Genomic DNA, 19,719 nt, shown 5'->3' on the forward strand with positions numbered 1-19,719 from the left:
TGTTTATGATTCCGGGTCAAGTCGTCGATGCCTTGACACCCTGAATGATAACAAGGGGACTTTTCTTTTTCAATAGGGCCTCACTGACCAGACAGGAATGGCTCTGGGAGGATCAGCGGGACAGGTGAAACACCCTGCGAGCGAAGCGAAGGGGTGTGGTTCACCGCCCGCCCTCCAGAAAGCGTCCCCTCCGAAGCGCAAATTCCTACCCCAACACTCTGCCAGCTTCTCATTGTTCACTCGCCAAACTAGTATCAATACCCCTATATTTGCTATACTGAAAAAAAGGAGGATTACGACTATGACTATGACATACTACGGCTATCCGAAATGTACCACATGCCGCAAAGCGAAGAAATGGCTCGAGAACGAGGGGATTTCATTCGAAGAACACAACATCGCCGAACAACCACCGAGCGAAGACGACCTTCGTAGCATGATCGCGAACTCCGGGCTCGAAATGAAAAAGTTCTTCAACACAAGCGGCATGAAATATCGCGAGCTCAATTTGAAAGACAAACTACCTACCATGACAGACGACGAAAAGATCGCGCTCCTCGCCTCAGATGGGATGCTCATCAAACGCCCAATCGTTTCTGACAACCAAAAAGTAACTGTCGGATTTAATGAAACAACCTACACAGAAACGTGGAAGAAGTGATCTAGAATCTTGTCTTTATGCGGGAACTATGGCAAACTAAAGGTAGATAAACTATTATATTTTTGGAGGTAACGACATGAGCACACCAAAAGATTTACGTTATTCAGAAGAGCACGAATGGGTAAAAGAAGAAGACGGTAAATACCGTATTGGTATCACACATTTCGCACAGTCTGAACTAGGGGATATCGTATTCGTTGAGCTTCCACAAGTTGGAGATCAATTGAAATCAGACGAGCCTTTCGGAAGTGTTGAATCAGTGAAAACTGTTTCTGAGTTGTATGCTCCACTAACTGGTAAAGTTGTAGAAGTGAACGAAAACCTTGAAGACAGCCCGGAATTGGTTAACGAATCTCCATACGAAGGTGCATGGATGGTAGTAGTCGAAATCGATAACAAAGCTGAATTAGATGAATTAATGACGGCTGAGCAGTACGAAGAAATGACAGCTGAATAATATTCTAAAAGAAAAGCGCTGGAACGTCCCAGTGCTTTTTTTACACGCTAGGAGGAAACAGGATGGACCCGAAAGTTCTCATTGTAGAAGGCGGTTCGGATCGTAAGCGGCTAGTGCCGATCCTTGCTGAGCCTGTAGAGATTCTTTGTACGAATGGCACCATCAGCGCGTACCATATTGAGGAACTGCTTGAACCGTATGAGCAGCAGGACCTGTTTGTTTTTATGGATGCGGACGCGTCAGGTGAGTCCATTCGTAAGCTGTTCAAACAACTGTATCCAGAAGCGAGACATTTATATACCGATCGTCTCTACCGCGAAGTAGAAACGACTCCCATTAAACTATTGGCTAGCATTTTAGCTGCCGCCAATTTTAAAGTACATTCCAAATACTTGGCAGGTGGACCACATGAATAATTGGACAATTGAAGACTGGCAACGCGCACAGGCGGCAGAGCAAGTAGCCGCTTTTTATTTATATACACCGATGTGTGGAACGTGTGCAGTCGCTTCAAAAATGCTCACGGTGATCGAGGCGATGCGCCCGAAACTACCGATTGGAAAGGCGGACTTAAATTACGTCCAAGACATCGCAATAGAATATGAGGTGGAAAGCGTTCCTTGTTTACTCATTCAACGCAAAGGACAGCCATTAGAAAAAATTTACGCCTTTCAATCCGTCCCGTATCTACTAGAGAAGCTCAGTTGACAAAAGAAATCAAAGTATGGTATAAGTAGTTAATCAATTGAATACGTAACTCTTATAAAGAGCGGTGGAGGGAAGTGCCCTATGAAGCCCGGCAACCGTCACATATGTGAAATGGTGCCAATTCACTCAAAGCCTAATGCTTTGATAGATGAGAGAAATGGTAACGTACATAACTATATACGTTCGGCCTTTCTGCTTGTCTGCAGGAAGGCTTTTTTTATTAACAAAAGCGGAAAGTACCATGTAGACTCGACAGGCGTTGGAGGACTTACCACTAAGGCGCAGTTTGCCTTTTTGGAAAGTCTGAAACGACCCGAGAGCCTGGCGCTTGCAGCTAGATGAAACAAAAGCGGAAGATGCCGTTTAGCTCCGACAGGCGTTGGAGAGCTTACAAGCAAGGCGCTTTTTGCCTTGAATGTAAGATCGAAACGACCCGAGGAGCTGGCATCTGAAGCTAGATGAAACAAAAGCGGAAAGCGTCGTGTAGCTTTCCGAAAACACAACAAAAAGACTTAATCAAGGTGGTGCGGAAAATGATTCAACTAACAAACGTTCATAAAAGATTCCAATTGAACCGTTCAGAAATTGTCGCGGTAGATGACGTGACATTAGCCATCGAAGAGGGAGAAATTTTCGGCGTCATCGGTTACAGTGGAGCAGGAAAAAGTACATTAATTCGACTATTGAATGGTCTTGAAACACCTACGTCCGGCAGTATTATGATTCACGGACAAGAAATGACGACATTAAAAGGTTCTGGCCTTCGAGATGCACGTCAGAAGATCAGTATGATCTTCCAGCACTTTAACTTACTGTGGTCAAGAACGGTAGAAGAAAATATTATGTTTCCTCTTGAAATTGCTGGCGTGAAGAAATCGGCACGAAAGCAAAAAGTGAAGGAATTGATTGATCTCGTTGGACTGACGGGCCGTGAACAGGCGTATCCATCGCAATTATCAGGTGGTCAGAAGCAACGTGTCGGCATTGCACGAGCGCTTGCGAATGATCCGGAAGTATTGCTTTGTGATGAAGCAACGTCCGCACTAGATCCTGAAACGACGAATGCAATACTAGATTTATTGACGGAAATTAATGAACGTCTTGGATTAACGATCGTTTTGATTACGCATGAAATGCACGTCATCCGCAAAATCTGTCATCGCGTAGCGGTCATGGAGGCGGGTAAAGTGGTAGAGGCGGGTAATGTACTGGATGTTTTCCAATCCCCACAAGCGGATATTACGAAGCGTTTCATCTCGCAGGTAACAGATACCGGCGATACGGACGCAGCGATGGCGCATTTACAGGAAGAGTCACCGCACGGCAAGTTGATCAAGCTAGCTTTCATTGGCGAACGTACAGAGCAGCCGGTACTTGCTGAATTGATTCGTAAATTCCCAATCGACGTCAACATCGTGCAAGGAAATATTTCGACGACACGTGACGGCGCATACGGTACACTCGTCTTGCAACTAGTAGGGGACGTGGTAATTATTGAGGAAGCTATTGCTTTCCTTGATGCCAATGAAGTGAAGACGGAGGTGCTGGTCCATGATTGAGCAATGGTTCCCGAACGTTAACTGGGATAAAATGTGGCAAGCAACGGGCGAGACGCTTTATATGTCTGCTTACTCAACAGTCTTCACGTTTGTTTTTGGTATTGGACTCGGTCTGTTATTGTTTTTAACAACTCCTGGTCAGTTATGGGCGAATAAAATCACGAATGTCTTTACGGGAGCATTCGTAAATATATTCCGATCGATTCCGTTTATCATTTTGATCATTTTATTGTTGCCTCTGACTAATTTATTAATAGGAAGTATGCGTGGACCGAATGCCGCATTGCCTGCGTTAATTATTGGTGCAGCTCCGTTTTACGGACGCATGGTATTAATTGCATTGCAGGAAATCGATAAAGGGGTTATCGAAGCAGCACGTTCCATGGGTGCCAAAACGTCTACGATCATTTTCAAAGTATTGTTGCCAGAATCAATGCCTGCACTCGTGTCAGGGATTACGGTGACGTCGATTGCGCTTGTTGGCTACACAGCGATGGCAGGGGTAATCGGTGCTGGAGGACTCGGTACGCTCGCGTATCTCGAAGGGTTCCAGCGTAACCGTGGAGATGTCACGATGATGGCGACGATTTTAGTGTTAGTTATCGTGTTTATCATTCAGTTTATTGGTGATTTCATTGTGAAACGTTTGGACAAGCGATAATAGGATTTTCAGGGAAACCTGTTAACCATAAAACATTCCATAATGGAGAGGGAGAAATGTGGACATGAAGAAGTTTTTATTCGGTCTATTCGCAGCTGTATTAGTGCTTGCACTGGCAGCTTGCGGAACAAAAGACGAGGGTAGTAAAGATAATGGAGCACCAGATGTAGATGATGCAGAAAAAGGCGAGAAAACGTCGCTAATAGTCGGTGCGTCTAACACACCGCACGCAGTAATCTTGGAAGAAGCTAAGCCACTATTAGCTGCAAAAGGCTATGATTTAACAATTGAAAGTTATACAGACTATGTATTGCCAAATAAAGATCTAGAAGAAGGTAGAATTGACGCGAACTATTTCCAACACATTCCGTATCTAGAGAGCCAAATGGCTGATTTCGGCTATGACTTCGTTAATGCAGGCGCAATCCACATCGAGCCAATTGGTGTGTACTCTAAGAAATATGATTCACTAGAAGAACTTCCTGACGGTGCGACGATCTTAATCAGTAACTCTGTTGCTGACCACGGCCGCGTACTAGCAATGCTTGAAGAAAAAGGATTGATCAAGCTAGCTGACGACGTAGAAAAAGTGAAAGCTGAAGTAGGCGACATCGTAGAAAATCCAAAGAACTTGGAGTTTGATGCGAACTATGAAGCAGCATTAATGCCTCAGCTATATAATAATGATGAAGGCGATGCACTGTTGATCAACTCCAACTACGCTATCGATGCAGGCTTGAATCCAATGGAAGATTCGATCGTATTGGAAGATAAAGAGTCGCCGTATGTTAACGTAATTGCTGTGAAGAGCGGTAACGAAGACAGCGATGCTATCAAAGCATTGGTAGAAGTATTAACTTCAGAGCAAATTCAAGATTTCATTTTGAATGAATGGTCTGGATCAGTTGTTCCAGTAAAATAATAATGTAACGGCCGGTAGCTATTGCAGCTGCCGGCTTTTTTTATTTGTATGAGTGGTGGGTGTTTTGGATTAGTTGCACAAAGTTTAGGGCTAACTACTCTATGAAGTGCGTGAAGCGCTCAATGTGTTGGGTTATTCGCTCTATGTAGAACGTAAACCGCTCAATGGCAATGTTTATCCGCTCTATCAGGTGCGTGATTCGATCAATGTGCCAGGCTATCCGCTCAATCTAGCGCGTGAACAGCTCAATACTGCAAACAATTTGCCCTACCCAACATTGAAACCACTCCACCTCAAATCCATCAAGAAAAATATCAACAAAATCCAAACAAAATCTTCTTTATTCTTTCGACATGTGATAAAGTTAATTTTGTTGAGTAATACATATGTGTATTTGAGGAGGACGAATTGTGAAGTTTAAATTAGGGCTCATTTGGCGTATTTTGATCGCCATTGGGCTAGCGATCGGGCTTGGCTTGTTATTGCCAATGATCCATGAAGGGTTTGCGCATTGGTTCGTTCGTTTAGCAGCTACCTTTAATATGTTATTCGGTGGATTCTTGAACTTTGTCGTTCCGCTGATTATCATCGCGTTTATCGCACCAAGTATTGCAAAACTTGGGGCAGGTTCAGGGAAATTGCTTGGAATGTCTGCTGCTTTTGCGTATGGATCAACAGTCATCGCGGGATTGCTTGCGTATTTTGCAGCAACAAATATTTTACCGAACTTCATTAATCCAACGACGAAGACGGACATTGCTGAAGGCGCACGTAAGGCGGGAGTAGCGTTCTTCAAAATGGAAATGGATCCGATTATGGGAATCATGACCGCGTTGCTAATGGCATTTCTACTTGGAATAGGGATGGCAGCGATTAAAGGGAAGACGATGATGTCGTTCTTCGATGAATTTAATTTAATTATCGATAAGGTTATTTCTGTCGTGATCATACCGTTATTACCATTTCATATTTTCGGGATCTTCCTGAATATGACGTATACAGGTGAAGTGGCGAATGTACTTTCTGTCTTTGTATTTGTTTTCATCATGATCATTATTCTTCACTTGATCATGCTGACATTGCAATACACAGTGGCGGGTTCATTGAACAAACGTAATCCGTTAGTGTTAATGAAAACGATGCTACCTGCGTATTTGACAGCTATCGGAACGCAGTCTTCTGCTGCCACGATTCCAGTTACGCTTCGTCAGGCGAAAAAGACGGGTGCTTCAGAACGAGTAACGAACTTCGCGGTACCGTTATTCGCAACGATCCACTTGTCGGGTAGCACGATTACGATCGTTTCTTGTTCAATAGGAGTCATGATGATGAATGGAATCGACATTAGTTTTGGAGCTTATCTGCAATTCATTTTCATGCTCGGTGTTGCAATGATCGCGGCACCTGGCGTACCAGGTGGCGCAGTAGTTGCGGCAACTGGACTTCTTACGAGCATGCTAGGCTTCAATGAGAGCATGGTTGCACTGATGATCGCGCTGTATTTGGCGCAGGATAGTTTCGGAACAGCAACAAACGTAACAGGTGACGGTGCGCTTGCGATGATCGTCGATCGATTCACAAAAAAAGTATAAAGTAGTAGAGAAGTCGGTTACTTAACCGGCTTTTTTGCCGTCTAATTCTTATGTACTAAGGTTTAATTGATTCTCATTCACTAGTTGTCAAATGAAAAATGATAGTCATGAAAAATATACTCATCTGCGTAGTGACGACGAAATTAATCAATATGTGTAATGATTCTTAAAGATTTGCAACCAACTCGAATATGAGTTAAGATTAGAATGATACTAAATAGAGAATGGATAAACCATTCAACGCGATCATACTGGAGGTATTGGAATGGCAATTTTGGAAATTAAAGATCTTCATGTCCAAATCGAGGACAAAGAAATCTTAAAGGGTGTTACCTTAACAATAAATACAAATGAGATCCATGCAATCATGGGTCCCAATGGTACGGGGAAATCTACGCTTGCATCAGCAATCATGGGTCACCCGAAATATGAAGTAACTTCTGGATCAATTACACTTGATGGAGAAGACGTATTAGCAATGGAAGTAGACGAGCGCGCAAGAGCAGGTCTATTCCTAGCAATGCAATATCCAAGCGAAATCACTGGCGTAACGAACGCAGACTTCCTCCGTTCTGGAGTGAACGCACGTCGTGAAGAAGGCGATGAAATTTCTTTGATGAAATTTATTCGTGAAATGGATAGCAAGATGGAAGTTCTTGAAATGCAAGAAGATATGGCAACACGTTATTTAAACGAAGGTTTCTCTGGTGGAGAGAAAAAGCGTAACGAAATTCTCCAACTTATGATGTTGAAACCAAAGTTTGCAGTACTTGACGAAATTGACTCAGGTCTAGATATCGACGCATTGAAAATTGTTTCTAACGGAATCAACCAAATGCGCGGTGAAGGTTTTGGTTGCTTGATCATCACTCACTACCAGCGTTTGTTAGACTATATCACGCCGGATAAAGTGCATATTATTATGCAAGGTAAAATCGTTAAAACTGGTGGTTCTGAATTGGCCAAGAAACTTGAAGTTGAAGGATATGACTGGATCAAAGAAGAACTAGGTATCGAAGACGAAACTGTTGGACAAGAAGCATAAGAAAGGGGACGACTCAAAATGACGGTTGAAACAACATTGGCATTGACCGAACAAGACGTCCGCTCTTATTCCGCAAAAGTGGAGGAAGCTGCTTGGATGGCAGATTTTCGTTCGAATGCTCTAGCTAAAGCTGAAGTACTCGAAATGCCAAGACCAGATAAAACTAAGATTACAAAGTGGAATTTCACGGAATTCCCTTCACATACAGTTGAAAGCTCAATCTTCGCAGGTTTGGAAGAATTGCCAACAGAAGCGAAAGCATTGATTGATGACGAACAACAACAAAACATTTACGTGCAGCACAATAACACACCTGCATACCTTTCGTTGTCTGAGGACTTGAAGTCACAAGGCGTTATTTTGACGGATATCTTCACGGCATCACGTGAACACAGTGAGTTGTTACAGAAATACTTGATGACTGACGGTGTGAAAGTGGATGAGCATAAGTTAACGGCTCTTCACGCAGCATTGATCAACGGTGGAGTATTTGTCTACGTACCTAAAAACGTAGTAATCGAAGATCCACTGCAAGTACTCTTCATTCATGATAATGAAGAAGCTTCATTATTTAACCACGTAGTAATTGTCGCAGAGGAAAACAGCCAAGTAACATATGTAGAAAGCTATCTTTCTACTATAGAGCATGCGGCAACTCAAGCGAACATTGTATCTGAAGTATTTGCTATGGGGAATGCGAAAATTGTCTACGGTGCAGTCGACGTATTAGCAGAAGGTATGACAACTTATGTCAACCGTCGTGGCGTTACTGGACCTCACGCACGCATTGAGTGGGCGCTTGGACTGATGAACGACAGCAATACGATTTCTGAAAACATCACGCATTTAGTTGGTGACGGTTCATCTAGTGATATGAAATCCGTAGTCGTCGGACGCGGTAGCCAGAAACAAAACTTCACTTCTGAAATCGTACACTGGGGACTTGATACAGACGGCTTCATCTTGAAGCATGGTGTAATGAAAGAAAACTCCTCTGCTATCTTTAACGGAATCGGACGTATCGCAAAAGGTGCAACTCGTTCCAACGCAGTGCAAGAGTCCCGTATTCTTATGTTAGGTGAAAGAGGACGCGGAGACGCGAACCCGATTTTGCTTATCGATGAAAATGATGTAACAGCAGGTCACGCAGCTTCAGTAGGACGTGTAGATCCACTTCAAATGTTCTATCTAATGAGCCGTGGTATTTCACAAGAAGAAGCAGAACGCCTCATCATTCATGGTTTCTTAGCTCCGGTTGTTAGCAAACTGCCAATCGCGGGAGTTAGAAAACAATTGACGGAGGTTATTGAAAGGAAAGTGCGCTAATGCTCAGCAAAGACATCCGCAATCATTTCCCTATATTAAACCAAGAAATCAATGGGCATCCTCTTGTTTACTTGGATAGCGCTGCAACTTCACAAAAGCCTGTTCAAGTAATTGAGACACTAGATCGCTACTATCGCTTTAATAACTCCAATGTTCACCGTGGTGTGCATACACTTGGAAATCGTGCGACAGATGGTTATGAAGGTGCTCGTGAGAAAGTCCGTAAATTTATTAATGCTAAATCCACGCAAGAAGTAATCTTCATGCGTGGTACAACAACAGCAATTAACACCGTTGCGCAAAGCTATGGCCGTGCCAATGTCTCGGAAGGTGACGAGATCGTCATTACACATATGGAGCACCATTCCAATATTATTCCGTGGCAACAGCTCGCTAAAGAAACTGGCGCCGTGTTAAAATATATTGATCTAGAAGAAGACGGTACATTATCACTTGATAAAGTACGGGAAACCATTACAGACAAAACGAAAATCGTTTCAATCATGTATGTTTCCAACGTTCTCGGTACCATGAATCCGATTGAAGAAATCACAAAAATTGCCCATCAGCATGGCGCAGTGATGTGTGTGGATGCTGCACAAGCAGCTCCACATTTAAAAATAGATGTACAGAATCTAGATTGCGACTTCCTTGCATTTTCCGGACACAAAATGTGTGGACCTACCGGTATCGGTGTCCTCTACGGTAAGAAGGATTTGCTCAATAATATGGAACCTATCGAATTCGGCGGCGAAATGATTGATTTTGTCGGATTATACGAATCCACTTGGAAAGAGTTGCCTTGGAAATTTGAAGGCGGCACACCTATTATTGCAGGAGCTATCGGACTCGGTGCAGCCATCGACTTCCTGGAAGAAATCGGTTTGGATGCTATCGAAAAGCATGAACACGAACTAGCTGGTTATGCTATGGATAAAATGTCTGAAATCGACGGTTTGACCATTTACGGTCCAAGAGATCCAGAAAAGCGCGCAGGATTGGTCACATTCAATTTGGATGACGTCCATCCTCACGATGTTGCTACTGTACTCGATATGAATGGTATAGCTGTTCGTGCAGGTCACCATTGTGCACAACCGTTGATGAAATGGTTACAAGTTTCTTCGACAGCACGTGCTAGCTTCTATCTTTACAACACCACTGATGACGTAGATCGCCTCGTGGAAGGACTTCGCACAACAAAGGAGTATTTTAACGATGTCTACTAATAAATTAGATCAGCTTTATCGTTCTGTAATCATGGAGCACTATAAACACCCGAAAAACAAAGGCGTTTTGGAGAATGGTAATGTTACAATCGACATGAACAACCCAACTTGTGGTGACGTCATCCGTTTAACAATGAACGTAGAAGACGACATCGTCAAGGAAGTTAAGTTTGAAGGCGAAGGATGTTCCATTTCAATGGCATCTGCTTCCATGATGACACAGATGATTAAAGGTGAAACAACAGAGCGCGCATTGCAATTAGCTCATACTTTTTCAGATATGATGCTAGGCAAAGATATTGATGAGTCGATTGATCTTGACGACTTAGAAGCACTATCGGGTGTCGCGCAATTCCCTGCCCGCATAAAATGTGCAACATTGAGCTGGAAGGCGATGGAAAAGGGAGTCTCTGGCGAGTCGCAGTGACCTTGGCCATAGTACGAGCAATTATGGGACGGAGGAATAGTAATGGCAAAACAGATGCCGGAAATCGGCGATTACAAATATGGTTTCAGTGATAAGGACGTTTCGGTGTTCCGTTCAGAACGTGGACTGACACGCGAAATCGTAGAAGAAATTTCTGGAATGAAAAATGAACCACAATGGATGTTGGATTACCGTCTGAAATCTCTTGAGATCTTTTACAGTAAGCCAATGCCACAATGGGGCGGAGACTTGAATTCATTGAAGTTTGATGAAATCACGTACTACGTAAAACCATCTGAAGGTGCAGAAACTTCTTGGGATGAAGTACCTGAAGAAATCAAGCGTACGTTTGATAAACTAGGTATTCCTGAAGCAGAACAAAAATACTTGGCAGGTGTATCTGCACAGTATGAATCTGAAGTGGTTTACCACAATATGAAAGAAGAACTAACGGATCTAGGAATTGTCTTTAAAGACACAGATTCTGCACTTCGTGAAAACGAAGAGTTGTTCAAAAAGTATTGGGGTACGGTAATTCCTAACTCAGATAATAAATTCTCAGCGTTAAACTCTGCTGTATGGTCTGGTGGATCATTTATCTATGTACCACCTGGCGTAAAAGTAGAAACACCGCTACAAGCCTATTTCCGTATTAACTCGGAAAACATGGGACAGTTCGAGCGTACAATGATCATCGTAGACGAAGGCGCAAGCGTTCACTACGTAGAAGGTTGTACAGCGCCTGTTTATACAACGAACTCACTACACAGTGCGGTTGTTGAAATCATAATCAAAAAAGATGCATATTGCCGTTACACGACAATCCAAAACTGGGCGAACAACGTCTACAACTTGGTAACGAAGCGTGCGGTATGTGAAGAGAATGCGACAATGGAATGGATTGATGGTAACATTGGTTCTAAATTGACGATGAAGTACCCAGCAGTCATCCTAAAAGGTGAAGGCTCACGTGGTCTGACTCTATCCATCGCATTAGCAGGTAAAGGACAGCACCAGGATGCCGGCGCGAAAATGATGCACTTGGCACCTAACACGTCTTCTACTATTGTTTCAAAATCAATCTCTCAACACGGCGGAAAAGTAACGTATCGCGGAATTGTCCACTTCGGACGTAATGCGGACGGAGCTCGTGCCAACATTGAGTGTGATACGTTGATCATGGATAAGCTATCTACTTCAGATACGATTCCATACAATGAAATTTTGAACAACAATATTTCATTGGAACACGAAGCAAAAGTATCAAAAGTTTCTGAAGAACAGCTCTTCTATTTGATGAGCCGTGGTATTCCTGAATTGGAAGCAACAGAAATGATCGTTATGGGCTTCATCGAGCCATTCACAAAAGAACTACCGATGGAATATGCGGTAGAGATGAACCGTTTGATCAAGTTCGAGATGGAAGGTTCCATCGGATAAAACAACAAAAACCTGCACGCATCTACATGATGCGGCAGGTTTTTTTGTAGACATTTTTTATGGTCTATCTTATCTCTTCTCAACAATTGCAATCGTGCATCTAGAAACACTAATTAATTTTTCTTCTTCATCCGTAATTTGAATATCCCATACCATCGATGTACGCCCTTTGTGAAAAGGGATGGCAGTAGCAGTCACTACACCATCCTTTTTACCTCGTATATGATTCGCATTAATTTCGAGGCCAACGGGATAATGCGTTTCGGGATTTACGTTTAAGGCAGCAGCAATACTAGCAGCTGTTTCAGCGAGTGCTACTGAAGCGCCACCATGTAGTAATCCCATAGGCTGAACAGTTTTCGGTCCAACTGGCATTTCACAGACGACTTTGTCGGGATCTAGTTCTTTAAAGGTAATTCCCAATGCACCAATCAGCGTCTGTTCCAAATCAATACTGTCCAATAAATTAAGTTCTTTCATCATCCTCTTTACCCCCATTTCCATGATATACTACCAATACATGTATATACATACATTTGGAGCATACTACTCAGTCTATCGAGAATCCAACGCAAAAGTTAATATGCTACATGTAGACTAATCTAGAATAGGATAAATTGTCAAGGATAGCTGAAACATGGCTATATTCATTTTTAAGGAAGGGGTGCATCTCATGAAAAAAGATTTGGATCAGGAGCAAGCAGCTTATATTATTGACGTATGCGCCAGTGCTAATCTGCGTACAGTATCGGGTTCACTTACGCAACTGTACAATCATCTGTTGAAACCTACGGGATTGAAAATCACCCAGTATTATATGCTTGGAAATATTTATACTTCACCCCATATTTCGATTAGTAAATTGGGCGAGATTATGTTGTTGGATCAAACGACCGTAACACGTAACTTGAATATTTTAAACGATTCAGGATATGTACAAATCAAAAGGGCAGAGCAAGACTCGCGAACAAAAGTAGTCATGATAACGGAATTAGGGTACGAAAAATTAAATGACGCTACGCCTATTTGGATACGAGTACAGGAAGAAATTGAAGGTTCTATAGGTAAAGCAGAGTATATGGATTTACTGGAGAAGTTGGGCACGTTACAAAATGTGATAGACAAATTCAAAAGTTCATCCACATAAAAATGAATATTCATTCATAAATTGATTGACAACTCAAAAAAATCAAGTAAAATACATGTATATACATGTATCAAAGATTTGGTAGTCATGAAGAGCGGAGAGTGGATGTTCTTGACAAACACTGAATACAATTTGAAAGCGCTTACGCTAAAAGGAGAGTGTTATTGATGAATCTAGTAGAACTAAAAAAAAGTATGAGTCTTCCGGTGATTGCTTCCCCAATGTTTATTATTAGTAATCCTAAGACGGTGATTGAGCAGTGTAAAGCAGGAGTGATCGGTTCTATGCCTTCATTAAATGCGAGACCGGTTGCGCAATTCGAAAAGTGGTTGATTGAGATTACGGAAGAATTAGCGGACTATAATGCAAAAAATCCTACTAAACCAGCTGCACCTTTTGCTATCAACCAAATCGTTCATCGGTCCAATGAAAGATTACAAGAAGATATGGAGCTGTGTGTGAAGTATAAAGTTCCTATCATTATTACATCTCTAGGTGCAAGAGAAGATGTCTACGAGGCTGCGCATAGTTACGGCGGGATTGTTTTGCATGATGTTATTAATAATATGTTTGCCAAGAAAGCTATTGAAAAAGGGGCGGATGGATTAATCGCCGTAGCAGCAGGAGCAGGCGGGCACGCGGGTCCAAAAAGTCCGTTCGCACTCGTTCAAGAAATCCGTGAATGGTTTGATGGTCCACTAGCACTTGGAGGTTCTATAGCAACTGGCGGTAGCGTATTAGCTGCTGAAGCAATGGGGGCAGACTTTGCGTATATCGGGTCTCCATTCATCGCCACTGAAGAAGCAAGAGCAGTTGAAGAATATAAACAGGCCATTGTGGATGCAACTTCGGATGACATTGTGTACAGTAATTATTTCACCGGAATACATGGGAATTATTTGGCTGCATCGATCCGTGCATCGGGCTTAGATCCAGAGAACTTGCCGGAAAGTGATCCAAGTAAAATGAATTTTGGTGGAGATGCGGGTCAAAAAGCTTGGAAAGATATTTGGGGCTGTGGACAAGGAATTGGTGTGGTCGATAAAGTACAACCGACAAAAGATTATGTTGCACAATTAGCGCAGCAATACAACGAGGCAAAGGATAAGCTAGTTGGAGATAGAGTGAACACAGCGAGCAGGTAATATGGAGAAAAAATGAATCGTATTACGATAAAAAACAAGTATGTCCATCCAGACACGCTTGTTTTTTATTTGCTATCTAGTGTTTGTGAATGAAATGCGTTTCAATACGGTTGATGTATAAATCATTCATCGCGGTCTTTTGATAGGTGAATTCTACATCTAATCGGACTTGTTCAAGTAAGGAGGGGGTTTTCATTTGTGGTTCAGATAAAGATCCAGTTTGCTTGTAGATAATATCCTGTTTACTATCAATAGAGGACAAGCGCTTATCAGTCAATTGTTGTGCCTTTTTTGCTTCTAACATTTCTGTATTGAGGACATCGACATTCGACTTAAGTGTCCCGACATTTGACTTGAGTGTGCTAACATCTGACTTAATCATAGAGACGTCATTTTTAATGCTCTTCATTTCGCTTAAATTTGTTGTAATAGAACGGCGCACATTTTCATCCATTCACTCTTTATATTAGCATGTACGTCATGAGCGATAAGTGCCATCCTAACGCTAAACCAATTCATTGATTATATACCTAGAGGGGTATATAATACATATATAAACGAATGGAAGGGAGCTTTTCACATGTCTGAAAAAGCAACTGTATATGTATCATCTACTTGTCCGTATTGTACGATGATGACGAATTATCTAGACGAAATCCATGTACCTTACGAGACGATTAACGTTTCTACGAATCCGGCAGAGGGAGAGCGTTTGATGGAGTTAACGGGACAAATGGGCGTTCCACAAACGAAGTTGAATGGGAAATGGATTATTGGCTTTGATCCAGCAAGTATTCACGCTGCATTGGATGCATGAATAAATTCAAACAGATTGTGTTCAAGCGGGGCTGTACAATTCAATCAGCTGAGAATATGGAAAAGAAGTTATTTCCGCGCTTTTGTATTGGCAATATAGCATTTATGGTGATGGGTGTGATCCTCGTCATCATAGAATGGACTCACTAATAGGAGGCACCAATTATGGGATGGATCATCATAGCACTTGTCGTCGGCTTAGTAGTTTGGCGAATGAAGCCTGCAAAAGGTGTGCAAACAATTTCAACTGAACAATTAAAAGATAGACTAAAAGATCAAAACGTCCAGTTGATCGATGTACGTTCACCTGCTGAATATAAAGGGCGCCATATTAAGCAATTTAAGAATATCCCATTAAATGTGCTTTCGAATAAAATGGGAACATTGAAGAAAGATCAAGAAGTCATTGTCATCTGTCAAAGCGGCATGCGCAGTTCAAATGCGGCAACACAGCTGAAGAAGGCAGGGTTCGTGAATGTGACGAATGTACGCGGTGGAATGAGCGCGTGGCAAGGTTAATCATAGAAAAAGCGTTTCGGGGATCCTATCTCGAGACGCTTTTTTACTTGGTAATGAAATCGAGTTGATTTAGCAAAATCCAGATGAGGGGAAAGCCAAGTCAGTAAGTACGATTTTTCCGATAATACATAAGATATGATACACTAAGCTAAAGATAAAAAGAGGAGGGCTTTCCATGATACATGTTGGCCTGACAGGGTGGGGAGACCATCCTAGCCTATATAATGAGCATACAGTGGCGAATAAAAAACTTATAGATTATAGTAAACACTTTCCAATCGTCGAGTTAGATTCGACGTTTTATGCGATTCAATCGAAGAAAGTAATGGATAAGTGGACAGAGGAGACGCCCGCTAATTTCCAATTCGTCGTGAAAGCGTATCAGGCCATTACAGGTCATCAGCGTGGGAAGATTCCCTATGATTCTGAAGAGGAGATGTTCTCGCTGTTTAAGCTGTCGCTAACGTCGTTTGTTGAGGCAGGAAAGCTTGCGATGGTACTTGTTCAGTTTCCACCTTGGTTTGACTGCAAGAAAGAAAACGTGGATCGCATTCGTTATGTGCATGAACAATTACAGCCGTTACCGATAGCAGTAGAGTTCCGCAATCAAACGTGGTACTCTCCAGCATATCGAGAAAAAACACTCAATTTTCTGAAAGACTTGAACGTTATCCATGTGGTCTGTGATGAGCCGCAGGTAGGGGATGGAAGTGTCCCTCTTGTTCCGGTTGCGACCGACGAGAAAGTGCTGTTACGACTCCACGGACGCAATGATAAAGGTTGGGTCAATACGATGGGGGATAGTAAAGCTTGGCGTAAAGTCCGCTATCTTTATGATTATAATGATAAAGAATTAGAGAGTATGAGTGAAATCGTTAAACATCTTGAGAAGCAGACTGAAGAAGTATTTGTCATTTTTAATAATAACTCTGGTCAGCATGCGGCGAAGAATGCCAAACAATTTGCAGGGTTACTCAACATAGAATACGGGCAGCCTCTCACCAAGCAAATGGACTTGTTTGAGGGGGATCACTAATGGAGTTTGTAGCACTCGCCTTAATTGGTTTGGCATCGGGTATTATCGGTTCAATTGCCGGTCTTGGTGGCGGAACGATCTTGGTTCCGGTCACATTGTTTGTCGGATTAAATCTTGGAATGATTCCTGATATTACACCGCAAAGTGTGGTTGGCCTGTCGGTCATCATGATGATTGCGAATGGACTTGGCTCGACACTATCCTATATGAAGGTAAAGACAATTGATTATCGCAGTGCTTTTCTATTTTTTGCTGCGAGTATACCAGGTATCGTACTCGGTGCGTTGGTCAATAAAAATGTAAGTTTGCAATCATTTAATTTATATTTTGGTATATTGCTCATTGTTTTATCTACACTGTTACTAACGAGGAAATATTTGAAGCCGATTAGGTGGTTTGTAGATAACGGAAAAAAGATCAAGTTTACTGATCCTCAAGGTAAAACGCATATCTATGGATATCCCATTTGGTTTGCCATTCTATTGGCGTTGTTCATTGGATTTACGTCAGGGTTATTCGGAATCGGTGGCGGTACGATGATCGTTCCAGCCATGATTTTACTATTCTTGTTCCCACCACATGTGGCGGTCGCGACATCGATGCTAATGGTATTCTTATCAGCTATCGTCAACTCGATTTCGCATATTTCACTCGGTCATGTACCATGGCTTTATACGATTCCTGTTGTGCCAGGAGCCTATTTCGGTGGAATGCTAGGAGCCTATTTAAATAGCAAAATGAAGTCAGAAACATTAGTTTTAGTCATACGCATCATTTTACTCATCTTTGGATTACGTTCCATTTATGAGGGGATTTGGGGTTGACCTATATGAAGGAAACGGTAGCGACGATTCACATTTATCATACGAATGACGTCCATAGTCATTTCGAAAACTGGCCACAAATCCAGCATTTTCTTAAAGAGCGCAAGCAACAAGCTGAAGCCAATGGGGAGTTTTGTTTTCTATTTGATATTGGAGACCATATTGACAGATCTCATCCGTTTACCGAAGGAACAGAAGGTAAAGGAAATATCGAATTATTAAATAAAGCAGGATACGATGCCGTGACGATTGGCAATAATGAAGGTATTACTATGTCTAAGGGTGCGCTGAATACATTATATGAAGATGCGCACTTTGATGTAGTGCTGTGCAACTTGACTGAACTGGACGGTAAGGTGCCTTGCTGGGCGAAGAAGTCTAAAATATTTGAGACTACAGAAGGTGTGCGCATCGGTGTCATAGGTGCTACAGCTCCATACTACGCCTTTTATGAACAACTTGGCTGGAGTGTAGCTGAACCGCATGCAGCGTTGCAGGAAATGGCACGCAGCTTGCGTCCAGAATGCGATGTCATCGTGTGTCTTTCCCATTTAGGAATCAATGAAGATCGTCTATTGGCTACGCAATGTCCGGAGATCGATGTCATTTTAGGCGCACACACGCATCATTTATTACCGAATGGTGAGTGGGTTGACGATACGCTACTTGCGGCAGCTGAAAAATTCGGTCATTATGTCGGTCATGTCCAAGTCGATGTAGACCGCATGACGGGTCAAGTCGTTCATATGAAAGCAGAAGTTTTTCCAACACAGATGATGGAAATGTCAGAAGAGGATATTGAACAAGTGAATGGCTTATTTGCCAAAGGGGAAGAGACTCTTGAAGTACCAGTGTTTTATAATCCTTCTCCGTTATCGCAGCGCCTTTCAGGAGAAAGTCCATTATCCTCGCTGTTTGGCCGTGCATTACTGACGTATCTGGATGCTGACTGTGCGTTGTTTAACGCAGGGATATTCCTCGGTAGTTTAGATAAAGGTTGGGTAACAAGAGGGGATTTACACTCTTTATTGCCGCATCCTATCAACCCATGTCTTATCCATTTGGATGGTACTGATCTGCTGACGATCTACGAGCAGTCACTTGATCCAAAGTGGACGGAACTTCCAATAAAAGGTCTAGGTTTTCGTGGTACGCTGATGGGTAGCATGATACATGAGCACTTATACCGAAACACGAACGGGCAATTATTTGCAGGAAACCGTTTGGTCGTGCCAGGTGAGATGTATACGTTGGCAACACTTGATATGTTCACGTTTGGCTTTTTCTATCCATTACTAAAAGAGGCTAAGAAAGAATACATCATGCCGGAAATGCTTCGCGATATTCTCGGTTGGTATGGAAAAAAATATTTCAATGAACGCTAGTTATGTACGCCTCCTATTTCGCATAATGTGAAGTAGGAGGCGTATTTATGCGGTTTTATACGAATCAAAAACGGCCAAAGAAACATAACTATGGCAAAATCATACTGCGCTTTGTCATCCCGGGCATTTTGGTGGGAGTGGCGATGTTTTTCTATACGGTCAACAAACAGCTAACGCCAATTTACACACAATATGCTGAAGTACAAACGCAAAAAATAGCAAGTCACGTCATCAGTCAAGCCATTAATAATCGCACCACCAGTGTTTACGATGTCAATGAAATTATCGAAAACGTCCCCGACGATACAACAGATACGGTGACGACTAAGTTTAACGCAGAAATCATTAGCCAGGTTATGTCGGAAATTCATCAACTTGTAGAAAATCATCTAGAGCGTGCAGAAGGCGGAGATTTGGATATGTTACCGCCACTCGGAGATCTCGAGTATAATCCAGATCGCATGGAAAAAGAACAAGGTATTGTGTTTTTTGTTCCAATTGGGCAAGCAGCGAATATTCCGTTGCTCGGTAACTTGGGGCCAAAAATCCCTATCCGCTTCCACGTCGTTGGAGATGTACATGCAACAGTAGAAACCGATATTCGTGAATTTGGTATCAATAATGCGTATGTGGAAGTGTATCTAATGTTACAAGTCAATGTGCAGATTATTGTACCGCTAGCAACAAGTAGGAGTGTAGTAGAGCAGAAAATACCGATTGCGATTGGCTTGATAAGAGGAAAGGTACCTCAAATTTATTCGAAAGGAGAACAAACACCAGCGCAAATTGAAGTCCCACTTGAGAAGACGGAGTAAAAGGC

The 19,719-nt window shown here is 42.3% G+C and carries 24 protein-coding genes and 1 riboswitch; of the genes, 22 read left to right on the forward strand and 2 right to left on the reverse strand.

Going from position 1 to position 19,719, the window contains the following annotated elements:
- Positions 1-301 precede the first annotated feature (301 nt).
- From CSV72_RS12635 to sufB, 13 genes are all read left to right on the forward strand, one after another.
- On the forward strand, positions 302-661 hold the full coding sequence (locus tag CSV72_RS12635; protein ID WP_099678642.1) for an arsenate reductase family protein: 360 nt from the start codon (positions 302-304) through the stop codon (positions 659-661).
- A gap of 76 nt (positions 662-737) precedes the next feature.
- Positions 738-1,118, forward strand: a complete 381-nt coding sequence (gene gcvH / locus CSV72_RS12640) for a glycine cleavage system protein GcvH (RefSeq protein ID WP_029054457.1) — start codon at positions 738-740, stop codon at positions 1,116-1,118.
- Between the two features lie 62 nt (positions 1,119-1,180).
- Positions 1,181-1,534 carry a toprim domain-containing protein gene (locus CSV72_RS12645; RefSeq protein WP_099634533.1) on the forward strand — a complete coding sequence of 118 codons (354 nt, stop codon included), beginning with the start codon at positions 1,181-1,183 and terminating at the stop codon, positions 1,532-1,534.
- Positions 1,527-1,826 carry a thioredoxin family protein gene (locus CSV72_RS12650; RefSeq protein WP_099634532.1) on the forward strand — a complete coding sequence of 100 codons (300 nt, stop codon included), beginning with the start codon at positions 1,527-1,529 and terminating at the stop codon, positions 1,824-1,826. Before CSV72_RS12645 ends, CSV72_RS12650 begins: the two co-directional genes overlap by 8 nt.
- A 49-nt stretch (positions 1,827-1,875) precedes the next feature.
- Positions 1,876-1,981: riboswitch (SAM riboswitch) on the forward strand.
- A gap of 378 nt (positions 1,982-2,359) precedes the next feature.
- Entirely contained in the window at positions 2,360-3,385 is a 1,026-nt protein-coding gene (locus CSV72_RS12655; RefSeq protein ID WP_099678643.1) for a methionine ABC transporter ATP-binding protein, read from the forward strand.
- Positions 3,378-4,046, forward strand: a complete 669-nt coding sequence (locus tag CSV72_RS12660) for a methionine ABC transporter permease (protein WP_099678644.1) — start codon at positions 3,378-3,380, stop codon at positions 4,044-4,046. Before CSV72_RS12655 ends, CSV72_RS12660 begins: the two co-directional genes overlap by 8 nt.
- 64 nt (positions 4,047-4,110) lie before the next feature.
- Complete coding sequence (locus tag CSV72_RS12665) at positions 4,111-4,968, forward strand: MetQ/NlpA family ABC transporter substrate-binding protein (protein WP_099678645.1); 858 nt, start codon at positions 4,111-4,113, stop codon at positions 4,966-4,968.
- A 410-nt stretch (positions 4,969-5,378) separates the two neighbouring features.
- Positions 5,379-6,560 (forward strand): dicarboxylate/amino acid:cation symporter, encoded by a 1,182-nt coding sequence (locus CSV72_RS12670; RefSeq protein WP_099678646.1) that lies wholly within the window; start codon positions 5,379-5,381, stop codon positions 6,558-6,560.
- Positions 6,561-6,825: 265 nt separating this feature from the next.
- Positions 6,826-7,605, forward strand: a complete 780-nt coding sequence (gene sufC, locus CSV72_RS12675) for a Fe-S cluster assembly ATPase SufC (RefSeq protein ID WP_099678647.1) — start codon at positions 6,826-6,828, stop codon at positions 7,603-7,605.
- 18 nt (positions 7,606-7,623) lie between these two features.
- Positions 7,624-8,931, forward strand: a complete 1,308-nt coding sequence (gene sufD, locus CSV72_RS12680) for a Fe-S cluster assembly protein SufD (protein WP_099678648.1) — start codon at positions 7,624-7,626, stop codon at positions 8,929-8,931.
- Positions 8,931-10,160: a cysteine desulfurase gene (locus CSV72_RS12685; protein WP_099678649.1), complete on the forward strand. Its 1,230-nt coding sequence runs from the start codon at positions 8,931-8,933 to the stop codon at positions 10,158-10,160. Before sufD ends, CSV72_RS12685 begins: the two co-directional genes overlap by 1 nt.
- Positions 10,150-10,587, forward strand: coding sequence for a Fe-S cluster assembly sulfur transfer protein SufU (gene sufU, locus CSV72_RS12690; protein ID WP_099678650.1), 438 nt, complete (start codon positions 10,150-10,152; stop codon positions 10,585-10,587). The genes CSV72_RS12685 and sufU overlap by 11 nt, the downstream gene beginning before the upstream one ends.
- A gap of 42 nt (positions 10,588-10,629) precedes the next feature.
- Positions 10,630-12,027: a Fe-S cluster assembly protein SufB gene (gene sufB / locus CSV72_RS12695; RefSeq protein WP_099678651.1), complete on the forward strand. Its 1,398-nt coding sequence runs from the start codon at positions 10,630-10,632 to the stop codon at positions 12,025-12,027.
- Positions 12,028-12,096: 69 nt separating this feature from the next.
- Here the strand turns inward: sufB and CSV72_RS12700 are convergent, their stop codons facing one another.
- On the reverse strand, positions 12,097-12,507 hold the full coding sequence (locus CSV72_RS12700) for a hotdog fold thioesterase (RefSeq protein ID WP_199170105.1): 411 nt from the start codon (positions 12,505-12,507) through the stop codon (positions 12,097-12,099).
- A 193-nt stretch (positions 12,508-12,700) separates the two neighbouring features.
- On the opposite strand from CSV72_RS12700, the gene CSV72_RS12705 reads away from it, so the two are divergent.
- Positions 12,701-13,174: a MarR family winged helix-turn-helix transcriptional regulator gene (locus CSV72_RS12705; RefSeq protein ID WP_099678652.1), complete on the forward strand. Its 474-nt coding sequence runs from the start codon at positions 12,701-12,703 to the stop codon at positions 13,172-13,174.
- A 167-nt stretch (positions 13,175-13,341) separates the two neighbouring features.
- Positions 13,342-14,319, forward strand: coding sequence for an NAD(P)H-dependent flavin oxidoreductase (locus tag CSV72_RS12710; protein ID WP_099678653.1), 978 nt, complete (start codon positions 13,342-13,344; stop codon positions 14,317-14,319).
- Between the two features lie 76 nt (positions 14,320-14,395).
- On the opposite strand, the gene CSV72_RS12715 is transcribed toward CSV72_RS12710, so the two are convergent.
- Positions 14,396-14,728 (reverse strand): hypothetical protein, encoded by a 333-nt coding sequence (locus CSV72_RS12715; protein WP_158232216.1) that lies wholly within the window; start codon positions 14,726-14,728, stop codon positions 14,396-14,398.
- Positions 14,729-14,899: 171 nt separating this feature from the next.
- On the opposite strand from CSV72_RS12715, the gene CSV72_RS12720 reads away from it, so the two are divergent.
- The 7 genes from CSV72_RS12720 to yunB all read left to right on the forward strand — a co-directional run bounded on the left by CSV72_RS12720 (position 14,900) and on the right by yunB (position 19,714).
- Positions 14,900-15,136: a glutaredoxin family protein gene (locus CSV72_RS12720; RefSeq protein ID WP_099678655.1), complete on the forward strand. Its 237-nt coding sequence runs from the start codon at positions 14,900-14,902 to the stop codon at positions 15,134-15,136.
- The gene (locus CSV72_RS16785) at positions 15,133-15,285 is read left to right on the forward strand and encodes a hypothetical protein (RefSeq protein ID WP_158232217.1); all 153 of its coding nucleotides are present in this window, start codon (positions 15,133-15,135) and stop codon (positions 15,283-15,285) included. The genes CSV72_RS12720 and CSV72_RS16785 overlap by 4 nt, the downstream gene beginning before the upstream one ends.
- A 15-nt stretch (positions 15,286-15,300) precedes the next feature.
- A complete protein-coding gene (locus CSV72_RS12725) occupies positions 15,301-15,654 on the forward strand; it encodes a rhodanese-like domain-containing protein (protein WP_199170101.1) in 354 nt (117 codons plus the stop codon).
- Positions 15,655-15,829: 175 nt separating this feature from the next.
- Positions 15,830-16,690, forward strand: a complete 861-nt coding sequence (locus tag CSV72_RS12730) for a DUF72 domain-containing protein (RefSeq protein WP_099678657.1) — start codon at positions 15,830-15,832, stop codon at positions 16,688-16,690.
- Positions 16,690-17,514 (forward strand): sulfite exporter TauE/SafE family protein, encoded by an 825-nt coding sequence (locus CSV72_RS12735; protein ID WP_099678658.1) that lies wholly within the window; start codon positions 16,690-16,692, stop codon positions 17,512-17,514. Before CSV72_RS12730 ends, CSV72_RS12735 begins: the two co-directional genes overlap by 1 nt.
- A 5-nt stretch (positions 17,515-17,519) precedes the next feature.
- On the forward strand, positions 17,520-18,899 hold the full coding sequence (locus tag CSV72_RS12740) for a bifunctional metallophosphatase/5'-nucleotidase (protein WP_199170102.1): 1,380 nt from the start codon (positions 17,520-17,522) through the stop codon (positions 18,897-18,899).
- Positions 18,900-18,946: 47 nt separating this feature from the next.
- On the forward strand, positions 18,947-19,714 hold the full coding sequence (yunB, locus tag CSV72_RS12745) for a sporulation protein YunB (RefSeq protein WP_099634515.1): 768 nt from the start codon (positions 18,947-18,949) through the stop codon (positions 19,712-19,714).
- Positions 19,715-19,719: the final 5 nt, after the last annotated feature.

It is taken from the genome of Sporosarcina sp. P20a (assembly GCF_002743175.1).
Classification (GTDB): domain Bacteria; phylum Bacillota; class Bacilli; order Bacillales_A; family Planococcaceae; genus Sporosarcina.